At 61.4% G+C, this 14,904-nt stretch carries 15 protein-coding genes and 1 pseudogene; 13 read left to right on the plus strand and 3 right to left on the minus strand.

The window, feature by feature from the left end:
* Nucleotides 1-24 precede the first annotated feature (24 nt).
* Entirely contained in the window at nucleotides 25-1,191 is a 1,167-nt protein-coding gene (locus X739_RS152005) for a mandelate racemase/muconate lactonizing enzyme family protein (protein ID WP_015319195.1), read from the minus strand.
* A gap of 56 nt (nucleotides 1,192-1,247) precedes the next feature.
* A complete protein-coding gene (locus X739_RS152000) occupies nucleotides 1,248-1,958 on the minus strand; it encodes a GntR family transcriptional regulator (protein WP_023771322.1) in 711 nt (236 codons plus the stop codon).
* Nucleotides 1,959-2,142: 184 nt separating this feature from the next.
* On the opposite strand from X739_RS152000, the gene X739_RS151995 reads away from it, so the two are divergent.
* The 6 genes from X739_RS151995 (at nucleotide 2,143) to X739_RS151970 (ending at nucleotide 8,611) form a co-directional block, all read left to right on the plus strand.
* Nucleotides 2,143-3,621 (plus strand): sugar ABC transporter substrate-binding protein, encoded by a 1,479-nt coding sequence (locus tag X739_RS151995; protein WP_031240557.1) that lies wholly within the window; start codon nucleotides 2,143-2,145, stop codon nucleotides 3,619-3,621.
* Between the two features lie 74 nt (nucleotides 3,622-3,695).
* Nucleotides 3,696-4,655, plus strand: a complete 960-nt coding sequence (locus X739_RS151990; protein ID WP_023771324.1) for a sugar ABC transporter permease — start codon at nucleotides 3,696-3,698, stop codon at nucleotides 4,653-4,655.
* On the plus strand, nucleotides 4,652-5,542 hold the full coding sequence (locus X739_RS151985; RefSeq protein WP_023771325.1) for a carbohydrate ABC transporter permease: 891 nt from the start codon (nucleotides 4,652-4,654) through the stop codon (nucleotides 5,540-5,542). Before X739_RS151990 ends, X739_RS151985 begins: the two co-directional genes overlap by 4 nt.
* Nucleotides 5,543-5,552: 10 nt before the next feature.
* A complete protein-coding gene (locus tag X739_RS151980; protein ID WP_023782408.1) occupies nucleotides 5,553-6,650 on the plus strand; it encodes an ABC transporter ATP-binding protein in 1,098 nt (365 codons plus the stop codon).
* A gap of 33 nt (nucleotides 6,651-6,683) precedes the next feature.
* The gene (locus tag X739_RS151975) at nucleotides 6,684-7,847 is read left to right on the plus strand and encodes a mandelate racemase/muconate lactonizing enzyme family protein (protein WP_023794742.1); all 1,164 of its coding nucleotides are present in this window, start codon (nucleotides 6,684-6,686) and stop codon (nucleotides 7,845-7,847) included.
* A 23-nt stretch (nucleotides 7,848-7,870) separates the two neighbouring features.
* Entirely contained in the window at nucleotides 7,871-8,611 is a 741-nt protein-coding gene (locus X739_RS151970; RefSeq protein WP_023771328.1) for a ribonuclease activity regulator RraA, read from the plus strand.
* 64 nt (nucleotides 8,612-8,675) lie between these two features.
* Here the strand turns inward: X739_RS151970 and X739_RS151965 are convergent, their stop codons facing one another.
* The gene (locus X739_RS151965) at nucleotides 8,676-9,572 is read right to left on the minus strand and encodes a LysR family transcriptional regulator (protein WP_023771329.1); all 897 of its coding nucleotides are present in this window, start codon (nucleotides 9,570-9,572) and stop codon (nucleotides 8,676-8,678) included.
* A gap of 228 nt (nucleotides 9,573-9,800) precedes the next feature.
* Here X739_RS151965 and X739_RS151960 point away from each other — a divergent pair, with 228 nt between their 5' ends.
* The 7 genes and pseudogenes from X739_RS151960 to X739_RS151935 all read left to right on the plus strand — a co-directional run bounded on the left by X739_RS151960 (nucleotide 9,801) and on the right by X739_RS151935 (nucleotide 14,858).
* Entirely contained in the window at nucleotides 9,801-10,535 is a 735-nt protein-coding gene (locus tag X739_RS151960) for an SDR family oxidoreductase (protein ID WP_023771330.1), read from the plus strand.
* Between the two features lie 48 nt (nucleotides 10,536-10,583).
* Nucleotides 10,584-11,334 (plus strand): annotated as a pseudogene (locus X739_RS01000000166100) (glucose 1-dehydrogenase).
* A gap of 31 nt (nucleotides 11,335-11,365) precedes the next feature.
* Entirely contained in the window at nucleotides 11,366-11,965 is a 600-nt protein-coding gene (locus X739_RS151955; protein ID WP_023771331.1) for an NADPH-dependent F420 reductase, read from the plus strand.
* Nucleotides 11,966-12,028: 63 nt separating this feature from the next.
* Nucleotides 12,029-12,442: a nuclear transport factor 2 family protein gene (locus X739_RS151950; RefSeq protein WP_023771332.1), complete on the plus strand. Its 414-nt coding sequence runs from the start codon at nucleotides 12,029-12,031 to the stop codon at nucleotides 12,440-12,442.
* 88 nt (nucleotides 12,443-12,530) lie between these two features.
* The gene (locus X739_RS151945) at nucleotides 12,531-13,163 is read left to right on the plus strand and encodes a class I SAM-dependent methyltransferase (protein ID WP_023794743.1); all 633 of its coding nucleotides are present in this window, start codon (nucleotides 12,531-12,533) and stop codon (nucleotides 13,161-13,163) included.
* Between the two features lie 307 nt (nucleotides 13,164-13,470).
* On the plus strand, nucleotides 13,471-14,379 hold the full coding sequence (locus X739_RS151940) for a ribonuclease Z (protein ID WP_023771334.1): 909 nt from the start codon (nucleotides 13,471-13,473) through the stop codon (nucleotides 14,377-14,379).
* Nucleotides 14,380-14,390: 11 nt separating this feature from the next.
* Nucleotides 14,391-14,858, plus strand: a complete 468-nt coding sequence (locus X739_RS151935; protein ID WP_023782417.1) for a metallophosphoesterase family protein — start codon at nucleotides 14,391-14,393, stop codon at nucleotides 14,856-14,858.
* The last annotated feature ends 46 nt before the right edge of the window (nucleotides 14,859-14,904 follow it).

Here is a 14,904-nt window from a genome sequence, read left to right on the forward strand (position 1 = left end):
GCCCGCATGCCGCCGATAACGCTGCTAGCCCAGTTCGATCTCATGGGCTTGCAGGTAATCGCGGTTCATCTCGATGCCGAGACCCGGCCTCAACGAGAGCTTGAGGCTACCGTTCGAAACATCAAGCGGCTTGTCGATAAGATGATCGTACTTGCCCAAATTCCACTCCGACGTTTCGAGCTTGTAGAAGTTCGGAACGGTCATCATCACCTGCGCACCCGCAACCACGTTGATCGGTCCCGCGGCGTCATGGGGCGAGACTGGGATGTAGTAGGCTTCGCACAGAGCGGAAATCTTCTTGAGTTCGGTAATTCCACCGGTCCAGGTGACGTCAGGCATGATGTAGTCGGCGAGCTTGTTCTCGAGAACCGGCACGAAATCCCACTTTGTGTGGCCACGCTCGCCCCAAGAGATAGCGGCACTGACCTTCTCGCGAACCTGCTTGAGGGCGTTAAGGCTCTCGGGCGGGCAGGGCTCCTCGAACCAGTCGATCTGGCCGGCTTCCTCGAGGCTCCGACAGAGGCGAATGGCGGTCGGAACATCGAAGCGGCCATGCGCATCGATGAGGATGTCGATGTCTGGACCCGCCGTTTCGCGGATCAGAGCCGTGAGTTCGGCAGCCTCGCGTTCGTCCTTGCGGGTCATGCCGCCGTCGAGATAGCCGTCCCGCTGTTCGCGCGACACACCGTCGGCATCGCGACCCTGGTGGGGGAAGGGGTCGAACTTGAGAGCAGTATGTCCAGACTCGACGATGTCAAGGATTTCGCGCACCACAGCGTCCTTGCTGGTGAATTTGGCCTGGTTGGGGTGGGTGTAGAGCGCGATCTCATCGCGGACCGGCCCGCCCAACAGTTCGTAGATCGGCTTGCCGAGGACTTTACCCCTGATGTCCCAGAGGGCTATGTCGATCGCGCTCACGCATTCGACCGCGGCGCCGCGGCTACCCATATAGGTGAAGCCGCGGAAGATCTTGTGCCAGAGGCATTCGATACGCGCCGGATCTTCGCCTGTCACGGCGGCTCCGATCTGTCGAAGGATCGTGCAGAGGGCGCGGTTGGCGAGCTTCGTGGTGGTGGTGATCTCTCCCCAGCCGCTCACTCCCTCGTCTGTCGTCACCTCGACGAACAGGAATTCCCCCCAATAGGAAGCACCAGACTTGATCAGCCACGGCCGAACGCTCGTGATTTTCATTTCAACTGCCTTTTCAGTAATGGTCAACCACGCTGTTCCAGACCCGACCCCTCGTCCTATCCGGCCCGAGCGGCGTTGCGTGCACGCATCTGTTCGAGAACATGCCGGCCGGAACCCTCGACATGGCGGGAGATGAGTTCGGCCGCCTTGTCGGCCTCCCCCGCCTTGATGAGCGCAATGAGTTCGCGATGCTCACGAATGATCGCGGCACGCCGCGCGAGCGTGAAATTGAAACGCCGGCTCACCGCTCGCAGCACTTCGCGATGCTTCCACCAGAGCTCGGCGGCATGGCGGTTATAGTGCCGCTGGTACATCACCGTGTGAAATGCGGTATCCAGTTCACTGTGCCTGAACGTGTCGGCGAAATTGTTCTCTTCGATCAGGCCTTGGATACGTTCGAGTTCGGCGATATCCTCGCCGGTGGCCATACCTACAAACCATCGCGTCAAGGCTGGCTCGATCAGAACTCCTATCTCGTAGATATCGCGGACGAAATCCTGATCGATGGGCCTCACACGCGCCCCGCGGTTGGGAGAAAAGATGACGAACCCCTCGCCCCGCAACAGTTGCAGGGCCTCGCGCACGGGATTGGTCGACGTGCCGTGGCGGCGGGCGAGATCGGTGACAACAAGCCGTTCGTTGGCGGCGAGCCGTCCCTCGATGATGTCTTCCCTGATCAGTTCGTAAAGCGAGGCACCCTCGCTGGAGGCTCCGATGGCGTCGATCCCCGGAGGTGGCTTTGCTTTGAAATCGTCTGTTTCGGCCAAGGGCCGGCTCCCCAAATTAATACACAGTCTGTCCGATATCACGCACGGTTCCCACAAACAATGTACGATCTGGTGCGTTGACAGGCAATCCAGGTTCTGAAAACGTACTAAGCGGTCGAGAGGATACACCGTACTGCAAGAACCATCCTCGCGATCGCAGGGCGGAGAACCAGGGAGGATACCTATGACGAGGATCATGCTCGGCAGTGCGGTCCTGCGCGGCACTGTCGTCCGTATTTTGACGGCATCACTTATGTCCACATCGGCGATGGCTGCGCCACCGGTCGACATCAGCAAATGGTCGCCCGAATATGTGCGCTCCATCGCGGGAACACAGGATTTCGACACGGCCGCCGATTGCGCCAAGGTCACCCCGCTGGACTACAAGGGGCGACTGACTTTCTGGTATCAGGGCGTGTTCGAGGGCGATCCCGACCTGCTGCGCCAGTACTACAAGGATTTCTTCGAGACTTTCCGCAAGACCTATCCGAACATCAAGCTCGAGGAACAGGCCCTCACCTATAACGACCTTCTCGACAAATTCCGCACCGCGCTCCTGGGCAATGCCGCGCCGATGGCGGTGCGCCTGCAAATCCTGGGCGGTACCGAATTCGCCTCGAAAGGCTATCTGCAGCCGCTCAAGCCGGAGGATGTGGGCTATTCGACCGAGGATTTCTGGCCCGGCGCCATGAAGGCCGTGACGTGGGATGGGGTCACATACGGCGTTCCAACCAACAACGAGACGATGGCCTTCATCTGGAATGCCGACATCTTCAAGCGTGCGGGTCTCGATCCGGACAAGGCTCCCGCAACCTGGGACGACGTCGTCAAATATTCCAAGCAGATCCACGACAAGCTCGGCATTGCCGGTTACGGCCTCGTGGCTCGCAAGAATGCCGGCAATACACCCTATCGCTTCATGCCGCAGCTGTGGGCCTATGGCGGCGGCGTCTTCGACGAAGCCACCGCGAACCCGACTTACAAGGAGGTGGAGCTCGACAGCCCGCAGAGCAAGGCGGCGCTGGAAGCCTCATACGACATGTATGTCCGAGACAAGTCGGTTCCGGTTTCGGCACTTACCAACCAGCAGGCCGATAACCAGCCTCTGTTCGTCGCCGGCCAGCTAGGCATGATGATCTCGCACCCGTCCGACTACAACGTCATGCTTGACCTGCAGAAGAAGGCGACGGGCACCGACAAGGAAAAGGCGCAGACCGTCATCGACAACATGCGCTACGGCCTGATTCCGACTGGCCCCGACGGCAAGCGCGCCGTCGTGTTCGGCGGCTCGAACATCCACATCCTGAAGCCCGAATATGTCGAGGGCGGCAAGGTGGACGAGCCGGCCGCCAAGGCGATGATCTGCATGTGGACGAGCCCTGAATGGTCGTTGAAGATGGCCTATGCCGGCTCGAACCCGGGCAATCTCAATGGCTTCAAGACCAAATGGATGAAGGAACGTCTGGACCATATCAAGTTCCTCGATGTCACGACCTCGATGCTGCCCTATGGCATACCCTTCCCGGCGCTGCCGGAATCCCCGGAAATTATGAACATCATCGTCCCGGACATGCTGCAGAATGCCCTGACCGGCGCGATGACCGTCGACCAGGCAGCGGACGACGCGGCCAAGAAGGTGAAAGACCTGATGGGCGGGCTCTAGTCCCAATCTGACCTGCGACCCACCGGCTGCGCCGAGAGCGCGGCCGGTTCGTTCCGAAAAAAGGGCACGCCACAGTGACGATCGTGACCGGCAAGGCCGAGGCTCGCCGAAAATCGCAACCCGGCAGGTCCGGCGCGCTGCGGAACATCTGGACCCATCGCGCCGACTACGCATACGTGCTCCCGGCGATCGCCGTGATGCTCGTCGTCATCGCCTATCCAATCTACTACACGATCGAGCTGTCGTTCTATAAGACGCCGCCTGGCCTGCAGCTCCGCGACAAGACCTTCATCGGCTTCAACAATTACACCACCATCCTCACCAGCGATGTGTTCTGGAAAGTAACCTGGAACACCCTGATCTGGACATTCGGATCCACTTTCATCTCCTTTGTCCTGGGGTTTGCCACGGCGCTGGCGCTGCACCGAGACTTTGTCGGCCGCGGCGTCCTGCGCGCCATCCTGATCATCCCCTGGGTGATCAGCGCCGTTGCCGCCTCCTATATCTGGAAGTGGATCTACCATTCGGATTTCGGCATCATCGGCGCTGTGCTGGTCGGCCTCGGATTGACCGACCGGCCACCCAATTTCATCGACAACGTCAGCACGGTGCTGCCCTCCCTGATCGTCGTCAATATCTGGCGCGAGTTTCCGTTCGCCATGATCATGATGATGGCCGGCCTGCAGACGGTCCCCGAGCAATTGTTGCGCGCCGCCAAGGTCGACGGGGCCAGTGCATGGCAGCGCTTCTGGCACGTCACTTTCCCGCACTTGCGCAACGTTTCGGTGGTGACGATCCTGCTGCTCGCGGTGGCCAACTTCAATTCCTTCATCATCCCCTGGATCATGACCGCAGGCGGACCATCGAACGCATCGCATATCTGGATAACCCATATTTACGAGCTCGCCTTCGGCCGCCAGCGCTGGGGCGTGGCATCGGCCTATTCGGTGCTCCTGTTCCTCATCCTGATGACGCTGGGCTATTTCTATGTCCGGGCGCTAAGCGGCAATGAGCGGAAAGAGGGGAGCACATGAGCAGGCTTGCGGAGACAACCTCCCGAGGCAGGCCCCATCGCCGCATGCGCGTCGACGGATGGCGCTGGGCCGGGCGCATCTTCCTCTTGTTCATGCTGATTTACACTGCGGTGCCGATGATCTGGATGCTGATCACCTCGATCAAGTCCGGCTTCGCGGCGACGCAATTCCCGCCGCAGTGGTGGCCAAACGAGCCTACGCTTGCCAGCTACAAGAAGCTGCTCGATCCACAGAACAGCGTCGGCCAGGACTTCCTGCGCTTCTTCTGGAACAGCCTGTTCGTGTCGACCGTCACGACAATCCTTTCGGTGATCGTTGCCGTCCCCGCGGCCTATGCGTTTTCGCGCTTCACCTTCCCCGGCCGGAACTTCCTGTTCTTCGCCGTGCTGCTGCGCAACATGTTCCCGGCGGTGATCTTTCTCGTGCCGCTCTTCATCCTGATGCGCGCGATCGGGCTGGTGAACACGCATGGCTCGCTGATCTTGACCTATCTCACGTTCGGCCTGCCCCTGGCGATCTGGCTGCTCAAGGGTTTTTACGACAACATCCCGGTGCAGCTCGAGCAGGCGGCGCGTATCGATGGGGCAACACGGTTCCAGGCCTTCATCATGATCGTGATGCCGCTCTCGACGCCGGGGATCATCGCCACCGCGATCTATTCCTTCATCGGCGCGTGGAACGAGTACATTTACGCTTACACGTTCCTCTCCAAAAATGAACAGTTGACCCTGCCGGTCGGCATCCAGCGCTTCTTCTCGGAAAACACCACGGACTTTCCGGGCCTGATGGCGGCGAGCTTCATGATGAGTGTGCCTGTCGTGGTGCTGTTCCTCGTCCTGCAGCGATACTTCGTACGCGCCCTGACAGAAGGCGCGGTCAAGCATTAGGGAGTTGCCGATGGCCCACGTGGTCCTCAAAGATCTCGTCAAGACCTATGGCGGCTTCAGGGCGGTCAACGATGTTTCACTGACGGTCAACGACGGCGAGTTCGTTGCGCTTGTCGGCCCTTCAGGCTGCGGCAAGACAACCACGCTCAACCTCGTTGCCGGGCTGACCCCGATCACATCGGGCGACATCCTCATTGGCGACCAGGTGGTCAACGACCTCGACCCCAAGGACCGGGACATCGCAATGGTGTTCCAGAACTACGCGCTTTATCCGCAAAAGTCGGTCTACATGAACCTCGCGTTCCCGCTACAGATGCGCAAACTGCCCAGGGACGAGATCGACAAGAAGGTCAAGGAAGCGGCGCGCGTGCTCGACATGACGCACCTGCTCGAGCGCAAGCCGCGCGAACTTTCGGGCGGGCAGCAGCAGCGTGTGGCGCTGGGCCGTGCGCTCGTGCGCGATCCCGCCGTGTTTCTCATGGACGAGCCGCTCTCCAACCTCGACGCGAAACTGCGCGTACAGATGCGGTCCGAGATCAAGCGCTTCCACCAGGACCTCAAGGCGACGATCATCTATGTGACGCACGACCAGCTCGAAGCCGTCACCATGGCCGACAAGATGGCTGTGATGAACGGTGGCTTCCTGCAGCAATACGATTCACCGGCGCAGGTCTTTGCCCATCCGGTGAACATGTTCGTCGCCAGCTTCATCGGCAGCCCGGCAATGAGCCTCATTCCGCTGGAGACATCGACGGCAAACGGCAACACCGTGTTGACCAGCGCGGAGGGCTGGAGCCTCGGACTCTCGCCGCGCAACGTCCAGAAGGTCACGAGGGCAACGACCAAGAAAATCGTGCTCGGCGCACGCCACTCGACGATCAAGCTCCACAAGAGCTCGGTGCAAGGCAGCATCCCGGCCAAGGTCTACACGGTGGAACCAACCGGAGACGTCACCTTCGTGCAGGCGTTCCTGTCCGGTGCCATCGTCAACGTCAGCGTGCCGCCCAACGTTGCCGTCGCGCCCGACGAGCGGATCTGGCTCGAGTTCGACCAGGAGCGGATGCATCTGTTCGACGGTGAGACCGAGATGGCTCTCGAGGCCGACTGAGACAGGGCGGATGCGTGTGGGACGCGGGCGTGGATGACTACGAAACTTAAGATCACGGCGATCAAATCCTATCCGGCATGGGTGGGAACGCGCAATCAGATGCTGGTGAAGGTCGAGACCGACCAGGGCATTTTCGGCTGGGGCGAGAGCGGCCTGAGCGGCCGCGAGAAGGCCGTGGCCGGCGCGATCGAGCACTATCGCGAGTTTCTCGTCGGCCGCGATCCCATGCAGATCGGGCGGACCTGGCAGGAGATTTATCGCAGCCAGTATTTCGAAGGTGGGCGGGTTCTGCAGGCGGCCATTTCGGCCATCGATATCGCCCTTCACGATATCAAGGGCAAGGCGCTGGGGGTGCCGGTCCATGAGCTGCTGGGCGGCAAACAGCGCGACCGGATCCCCACCTTCGCCTCGACTGGAGACGAGGCCGAGGGCGATGCTGCCATCGAGCGGGCCCGCGAATTGCGCGCACAAGGCTGGCAGGCGATCCGCTTCTTTCCCGTGGGGCAAAACAGCAGGGACGTGTTCGAGCCACGCGAGTCGATCGGCGCTACCGCGACCATGCTGAACAAGGCGCGCCGGGCGCTGGGTAACGATGTCGTCCTCGGCATCGACTATCATCATCGGCTGTCGGTGGCGGAGGCGGCGAGCTTCTGCAACAAACTCGACCGCGGCGTGCTCGATTTTCTCGAGGAGCCGATACGCGACGAGACGCCGGAAGCCTACGAATCCCTGCGCACGATGACCGACATCCCCTTTGCCATTGGCGAGGAATTTGCCAGCAAGTGGCAGTTCCTGCCCTACATCGAGCGCGGCATCCACCAGTTCAACCGGCTCGATATCTGCAATGTCGGCGGGTTCACCGAGGCGATGAAAATCGCCGGCTGGAGCGAGGCGCACTATGTGGACCTGATGCCGCACAATCCGCTTGGTCCAGTATGCACGGCCGCGACGGTGCATCTGGCCGCCGCTGTCCCCAACTTCGCGTGGCTTGAGACCAGGGCTCCCGAAGCAAGGCTTGGCTTCGACAATTCCGAATTTTTCCCGGTGCAACCACGGCTCGACGGCCCCGACTACCCGGTGGGCGATCTGCCGGGGCTCGGCGTCGAGGTCAACGAAGAGGCCGTCCAGGCGCAGAGCTTCCATTTCTGGGAAGCGCCCCACCTCAAGCGCCGCGATGGTTCTGTCACGAACTGGTAGTTCCCTTTCAATCGGAGTCCACAATGACGCACATTTCCGACATCACGCGGCCGCCGAAGGATCTGATCGACGCGCTAAAGGAGATCGGCGCCGCGACGGTTGCCGGCACGCTTGGCCATATGGGCTTCCGCAATCCGCATATGGTCGGCCCGGTGGCGCAGAACCACGGCAGATCGATCGTGGGGCCGGCACTGACGCTGCAGTTCCTGCCGCAACGGCCCGATCTTTTCAACGAGGGAGAATATGCCGATCCGGAAACACAGCTGCACCGGCATGTGCTGTACCACGCACAAGAGGGGGATGTGGTCGTGGTCGATGCGCGCGGCGACATGAGTTCGGGCGTCTTCGGCGATATGATGTCGACGTATTTCAAGGGCAGAGGCGGCGCGGGTATCGTCATCGACGGCTGCATGCGCGACCGGCCCAATGTCGAAAAGCTCGATCTGGCCTTATGGCTGCGCGGCTGGACGCCCAACTACCATGTTCAAACCAGCATCTATCCCAATGCCGTCAACGTTCCGATTGCCTGCGGCGGTGTCACTGTGATCCCCGGCGACATCATCGTCGCCGACGATGATGGGGTGGTGGTGCTGCCCGTTGCGATGGCCGCGAAGGTGATCGAAGAATCCAAGAAGCATCACGATTGGGAGGAGTTCTCACGCATGAAGCTCATGGAGGGCGGCTCGTTGCAACGCTATTATCCGCTGCACCCAAGTGCGACCGAAGAGTACGAGGCCTGGCGGGCAACCAACCCAAAATTTTGATGGACGATCGAGACCCCGAAATTTCTCGTGGAGGGCAAGCGAACCGCCGGGTCTCGGACGGGCGTTAGTCACGCGTTACGGACAGTCCCGCGATGAGCGGAGCGTAGGCGGCGAGCCTGCGCGATACGAACTCCGTGAAAAGCCGAACGCGCTTCGTCTTGCGTGTCTCCCCCTGCGTGAGAACCCAGAGTGTCCCATGCATGGGCAGGTTGGCGCCCGGCACCCTCACCAGCAGGGGGTCGATATCTCCGACAAAGCACGGCAGTTTCGTCATCCCGATCCCTTGCTGCACCGCGATGATCTGCGTCTCGGCATCCGGAGTCCTGAACGGAGCTCCGATGGCGTGAACTTCTCCCTCGCGCGCCCAGTCCGGAATTCCATGATCGTCTATTACGATCCACCGGAGGGGATCAGGCGTGCCCGCACGCAAGGCGGCCAGTCGATTGCGAGACATGTAGACGCCGCTGAACACCTCCGGTCCCTTCAGGCCGTGAAGATTGAGCGGCAGGGTCTTGCGGTCGGCGACAATGCGGATCGCGACGTCGGCCTCTCGGTTAGTCAGATTCGCCACCTCGCCAGTGGTCAAGATTTCCATCTCGATGTCCGGATGCATACGCGCGAAGTCGGCGAGATCCGGCATGAGCAGGTGTGTGGCGAGGAACGGTGGAACTGTCACCCGCAAAAGCCCGCGCGCGCTCTGGTCGCGACCGAAGACGCGCGTCTCCAGCTGGTGCGACGACGCTTCCATCTGGTTCGCGAGTTCGAGGACCTCCTCGCCCGCAGCCGTCAGGCGGTAGCCCGATGGCAGCTTTTCGAACATTTGCGCCCCGAGGCGTTCCTCGAGTTGAGCGATGCGTCGCAGCACGGTCGAGTGATACACCCCGAGGCGCTCGGCGGCGGCCCGTACCGAGCCTCCGCGCGCGGCGGCAAGAAAGTAGCGAACGTCATCCCAGTCAATCATGGTGCATTCCCGCGCCGCCAGCTGCGCCTTCCGAAGCCCATTCTAGCACGCTGAGCTGTCATGCGCGCGGCCGGTGCGGCGTTCAATCTTCTGGCTGGATCGTTTTCGCACCACCGATATGCACGATTCCGCACTCACCGCCCGACTTCGGCGATCCCATCTTCAGGCTCTCGGGTTGACCTACCGCACAGCCAAAGACCCGAGATGGCGAAACGAAGGACGCACGACATGAACAGACTGAATGGAAAGACTGCAGTGATCACCGGCGGCGCCACCGGCATCGGCCGCGCCGCTGCAAAGCGCTTCGTCGAGGAGGGCGCCTTCGTCTTCATCTTCGGCCGCCGGCAGCAAGCGCTCGATGGCGCTGTGGCCGACCTCGGACCCAATGCCCGTGCGGTGAAAGGCTCGGTCTCGGATGAGGCCGACCTCGACCGGCTCTACGCTACGGTCAAGGCCGAGCGCGGGAGCCTCGACATCGTCTTCGCCAATGCCGGGGCTGGAGCCCCGCTTCCGCTCGGCCAGATCACCGCCGAGCACATTGACGAAACCTTCGACACCAATGTGAAGGGTACGATCTTCACGGTCCAGAAGGCGTTGCCCCTGATGGGCCCGGGCGGTTCGATCATCCTGACCGGGTCGAGCGCCGGCACCACGGGCGCCCCGGGGTTCACTGCCTACAGCGCGAGCAAGGCGGCAGTGCGCAACCTCGCGCGGAGCTGGGCGGAAGACCTGAAGGGCACCGGCATCCGCGTAAACGTGCTGTCGCCCGGGGCGACGGCGACCGAACTCGCGAAGGAAGCGCTGGGCGAGGAAGGACAGAAGGCCTTCGCCTCGATCACTCCGCTGCAGCGCATGGCCGATCCGGCGGAAATCGGGGCGGTGGCTGCCTTTCTCGCGTCGTCGGACAGCAGCTTCATGACCGCCAGCGAGGTCGCCGTCGACGGCGGCCTGGCGCAACTCTGACGCCGGTGCGTTCCCGCGCCTGGCCCAAACAACGAAGGATAAAAGATCATGAAAAAGCTACAAGATAAGGTCGCTGTCATCACCGGCGGAACCAGGGATCGGGTTGGCGACAGCCAAGCGCTTCGTTGAAGAAGGCGCGCACGTCGTGATCACCGGACGACGAGAGACAGAGCTGAAGGAGGCCGCAGCCTTCATCGAGAGAAACGTTACGCCGGTCGCAGGCGACGTGTCGCGCTTGGAGGATCTGGACCGGGTCTACGCGGTCGTGAAAGAGGAACACGGCCACATCGACATTCTCTTCGCGAACGCGGGAGCGGGGACAATCGCACCGCTCGCCGCAGCGACAGAGGCCCATTTTGACCAGACCTTCGATGTCAATGTGAAGGGGCTGTTTTTCACGGTACAGAAGGCGCTTCCACTATTCAGTGACGGCGGTTCGATCATTCTGACCTCTTCGGTCTCCAACGTGTTGGGGCTGCCAGGGTTCAGCACCTACGCTGCGAGTAAAGCGGCGGTGCGAAACTTCGCGCGCGCTTGGACACTGGAGCTGAAAGATCGCAAAATTCGCGTGAATTCAATGAGTCCCGGACCAATCGAGACCCCGGCATTGGCGACAACGACGGGCCTTACCCCCGAGCAAGCCGAGCAGGCGGCCGCCCAGTTTGCTTCACAGGTCCCAATGGATCGCAGGGGCAAGCCAGAGGAAATCGCGGCTGCCGTCACGTTCCTTGCCTCTGACGAAAGCTCTTACATCACCGGCGTGGATTTCGCCGTCGATGGAGGCATGGCCCAGGTCTGACCTCGGCACCACACAAGATCGGAGAAACATCATGAGCTACGCAATTATCGGCTTCGGCAATATCGGCCGAGCCCTCGCCAAGGCATTTGCTCGCAAGGGTATCGAGGTATCCGTCGCAACCACGCGCGACCCGGAAAGCTTTACGGCCGACGCGGCCGCGATCGGGCCTACGATCGTCCCCAAAAAGCTGGCGGACGCGGTCAAGGCGGACATCATCTTTTTGGCAGTCCGTTTCGAGTCGCATCCGGATGTCGCGAAGGCGCTGTCCACCTGGAAGGGGAAGACCATCGTCGATGTGACCAATGCCTACGGCGTGCCCCCCGAGGACCTGGGAGGACAGCCTTCTTCCAAGTTCATCGCGCAGGCTTTCGCTGGTGGACGACTGGTCAAGGGCTTCAACCATTTGATCGCTGCCTCCCTTGACCAAGATCCAGCAGTGCATGGTGGCAAGAGAGTCGTGTTCCTGGCGAGCGACGATAACGCTGCCGCAGCGGAGATTGGTACGCTCGCGGAAAATCTCGGCTTCTCGCCGATCAAACTTGGCGGGCTTTCGGAAGGTGGGCTGCTGGTCCAGGCGCGCGGAAATAGTTGGGGTCATCTGATCTTTAAGGACCTGGTCAAGTTCGACTGACGAACACGACGTGCCCACCGGCAGGGTCACGTGATCCGGTCCGAGCGAAATAGGGAAATTCCCATGACTATCGAGAAGACCGTCCAGACCGTGAAGGACTTCTTCGCCGCGATCGGCCGCGGCGACAGGAAGGCTCTGCTGGCGCTGGTCGCCGAAGACATCGAGTGGATCATTCCGGGCGAGGACTGGCCGCTGGCCGGAACGTACCGCGGACACGCGGGGCTGGCGAATTTGCTTGAGACGGCATCCAAGTCGATAGAAACGTCCACTGAACCCCGGGAGTTCATAGCGCTAGGAGACCGGGTTTTGGTCGTCGGCTCCGCGAGGGGAAGGATCAAAGCCACGAACAAGACGTTCGAGGACGACTGGATCTTCGCCATCACGGTCCGGGACGGCAGATTGACCAACATCCGGGAATACGTCGACACACAAGCACTGGCACGTGCCTCGCAGATGGACGCGTCCGGACCGGCGTAGCGCTGGCCATCCGCGGCCATCGGAATGGGGTAGACGGCGGATCAGCGGCGGCTCGCCCCCTCGAATGCTCAATCGAAAGGAGATCTCGATGTACGACCAATCCAAGCTATCCGAGTTGATCCGGTTCGCACGCGCAGATGCGGGCTTCACCGTCATCGACGTCTACCCGGGCGGCGGCGACTGGACCCGCGTCTTCTCAGACATCGTGGGACCCCAAGGACGTGTCTACAGCTTCGTGCCGGCCGAAGTCGCTAATTTCAAGGACGATCCGGTCGGCCGCATGCGGACGCTCGCGAAGGAGCCGGGCCGAGAGAATGTCGAAGCCGTCTCAACGGACCTTGTGGCGATGCCGGAGGTCACGCAGCCAGCTGACGTTATATGGCTGCATCTGTTCTATCACGATCTCCACACCGCTCTGATTCAGGCCAGGGGCTTGACGGCGGCCGACTTCAATCGAGCCGTCTACGAGCGGCTGAACCCCGGTGGTTCCTACGTCATCGTGGACCACGCCGCCGCCGTTGGGGCCGGCACGAGCGAGGCACAGTCGCTGCATCGGATCGAGCCTGCATCCGTTCGCGAGGAGGTGGAGGCGGCCGGTTTCGTCCTGGACGCGGATAGCACCATGCTGGCGAACAAGGACGATCCGCACTCGATCAAAGTGTTCGATCCTTCGATCAAGGGCAAGACCGATCGCTTCGCCTATCGGTTCCTGAGGCTCTGACAGTGAGTGATCCGCCCCGCGGTGGGCTCAGCTCCCGCAACCGTGAAAGCGTTGCCGCTTCCACACGGAGGGGCCTTGGCCGTCCGTTCTCTTGAGCAAAGGTGCGGGCGTAGCGCAGCCCTCTTGAACACGGATCGGAGAGGATTGTGAGGTATCTCACTGCCTATCCGGCGTGATACGCGACACGCGATGCCGAATGCGCTCACGCCCACTCTTTTGTTGCACCAAGCCGGCTACGCGAACGTCCATCAAGGACCGCTCTTTCGCCCGCTTTGAGGTCTCGTTGCCCGCGAGGTAGACTGCTCGCATGACCTTCAGCCTCATCTTCCTCGGGACCTCGGCCAGCGTGCCCTCGGCCGAGCGCAATCACCCGGCGCTGCTCGTTGAAGCCGGCGGTCAACGGGTGCTGGTCGATTGCGGGGAAGGCACCCAGCGTCAGCTTCTGCGCAGCGGCGCCGGATTCAGGCGACTTGATCGCCTGCTCCTCACCCACGCGCATTTCGACCATGTGCTCGGGATTCCAGGTTTGTTCTCGACGCTTCGGCTTCGGCAGAGCGAGAACCATGTGTCCATTCATGGCAGCGCGGACACTCTTGACGTCGTCGCCCGCATGCTCGCTGGCCTTTGGGGTGAGGGACGCGCGCCGATCCCGCTGCAACTCGTGCCGCTTGTCCCCGGACGCGTGTTCGAGGTGGATGAGTTCACCGTCGATTGCTTTCAAGTTCGCCATCGCGACACTGACAGCTATGGTTTCGTCTTCGAGACGCCGGCGCGTCGTCACCTCCGTTCGGAGCGCTTGGTAGCTCTCGGTGTGCCAGACGGTCCGATCCGGAAGGATTTAGCCGAAGGCCGCACAATTTCTCTCCCCGACGGCCGAACGATTGCTCCCGAAGCAGTCCTCGGAACACCCGAGGCTGGCAAGAAGCTGGTCATTGTAGGCGACACCGAAACCACTGATGGAATGGCCGACAAGGTGAGCGGCGCCGACCTGCTTGTCATCGAAGCCACATTCCTGCAACGAGATGCAGCGATGGCGCGCGACTACGGACATCTGACAGCTGCGGAGGCAGCATCGCTGGCAGCGGCCAGCGATGTAAAACAGCTCGTTCTTACGCACATCTCCGGCCGCTATCGCGACGATGAAATTCTCGCGGAAGCCGTTCAGGCGTTTGCGAACAGCCTTGTCGCAACGGATTTCACCACCCTCACCGTCTAAGTGGCAGAGCCATGACATTCAGAATTGGCGTCATCTCGGACACGCACGGCTTGCTGAGGCCGGAGGCGGCGCGTTGCCTGGCCGGGGTCGACCACATCATTCATGGAGGAGACATCGGTCGCCCCGAGATCATCACGGCGCTTCGCTTTATCGCGCCGGTTACCGCGATCAGAGGAAACGTGGACACCGGTGGCTGGGCGCTGCCATACGCGGAAACCGAGCTCGTACGTCTTGCCGGGCGAGCAATCTACGTGCTTCATGATCTCAAGACGCTGCAGATCGACCCGGTTGCCCAAGGCATCGATTTGATCGTGTCCGGTCACTCGCATGTGCCGAGGATGGAGACAGTGGATGGCGTGCTTTATTTGAATCCGGGCAGCGCTGGCCCACGACGGTTTAAGCTGCCTGTCACACTTGCGACGGTCGACATTACTCGAGACAGCATAGAGCCTTCGATATTGAGCTTGGCAAGCGGCTGAACCAATTCAGCGCCGACACCACGCCCGCGACTATATCCGACTGTCT

It is taken from the genome of Mesorhizobium sp. LNHC209A00 (assembly GCF_000502915.1).
GTDB lineage: Bacteria > Pseudomonadota > Alphaproteobacteria > Rhizobiales > Rhizobiaceae > Mesorhizobium.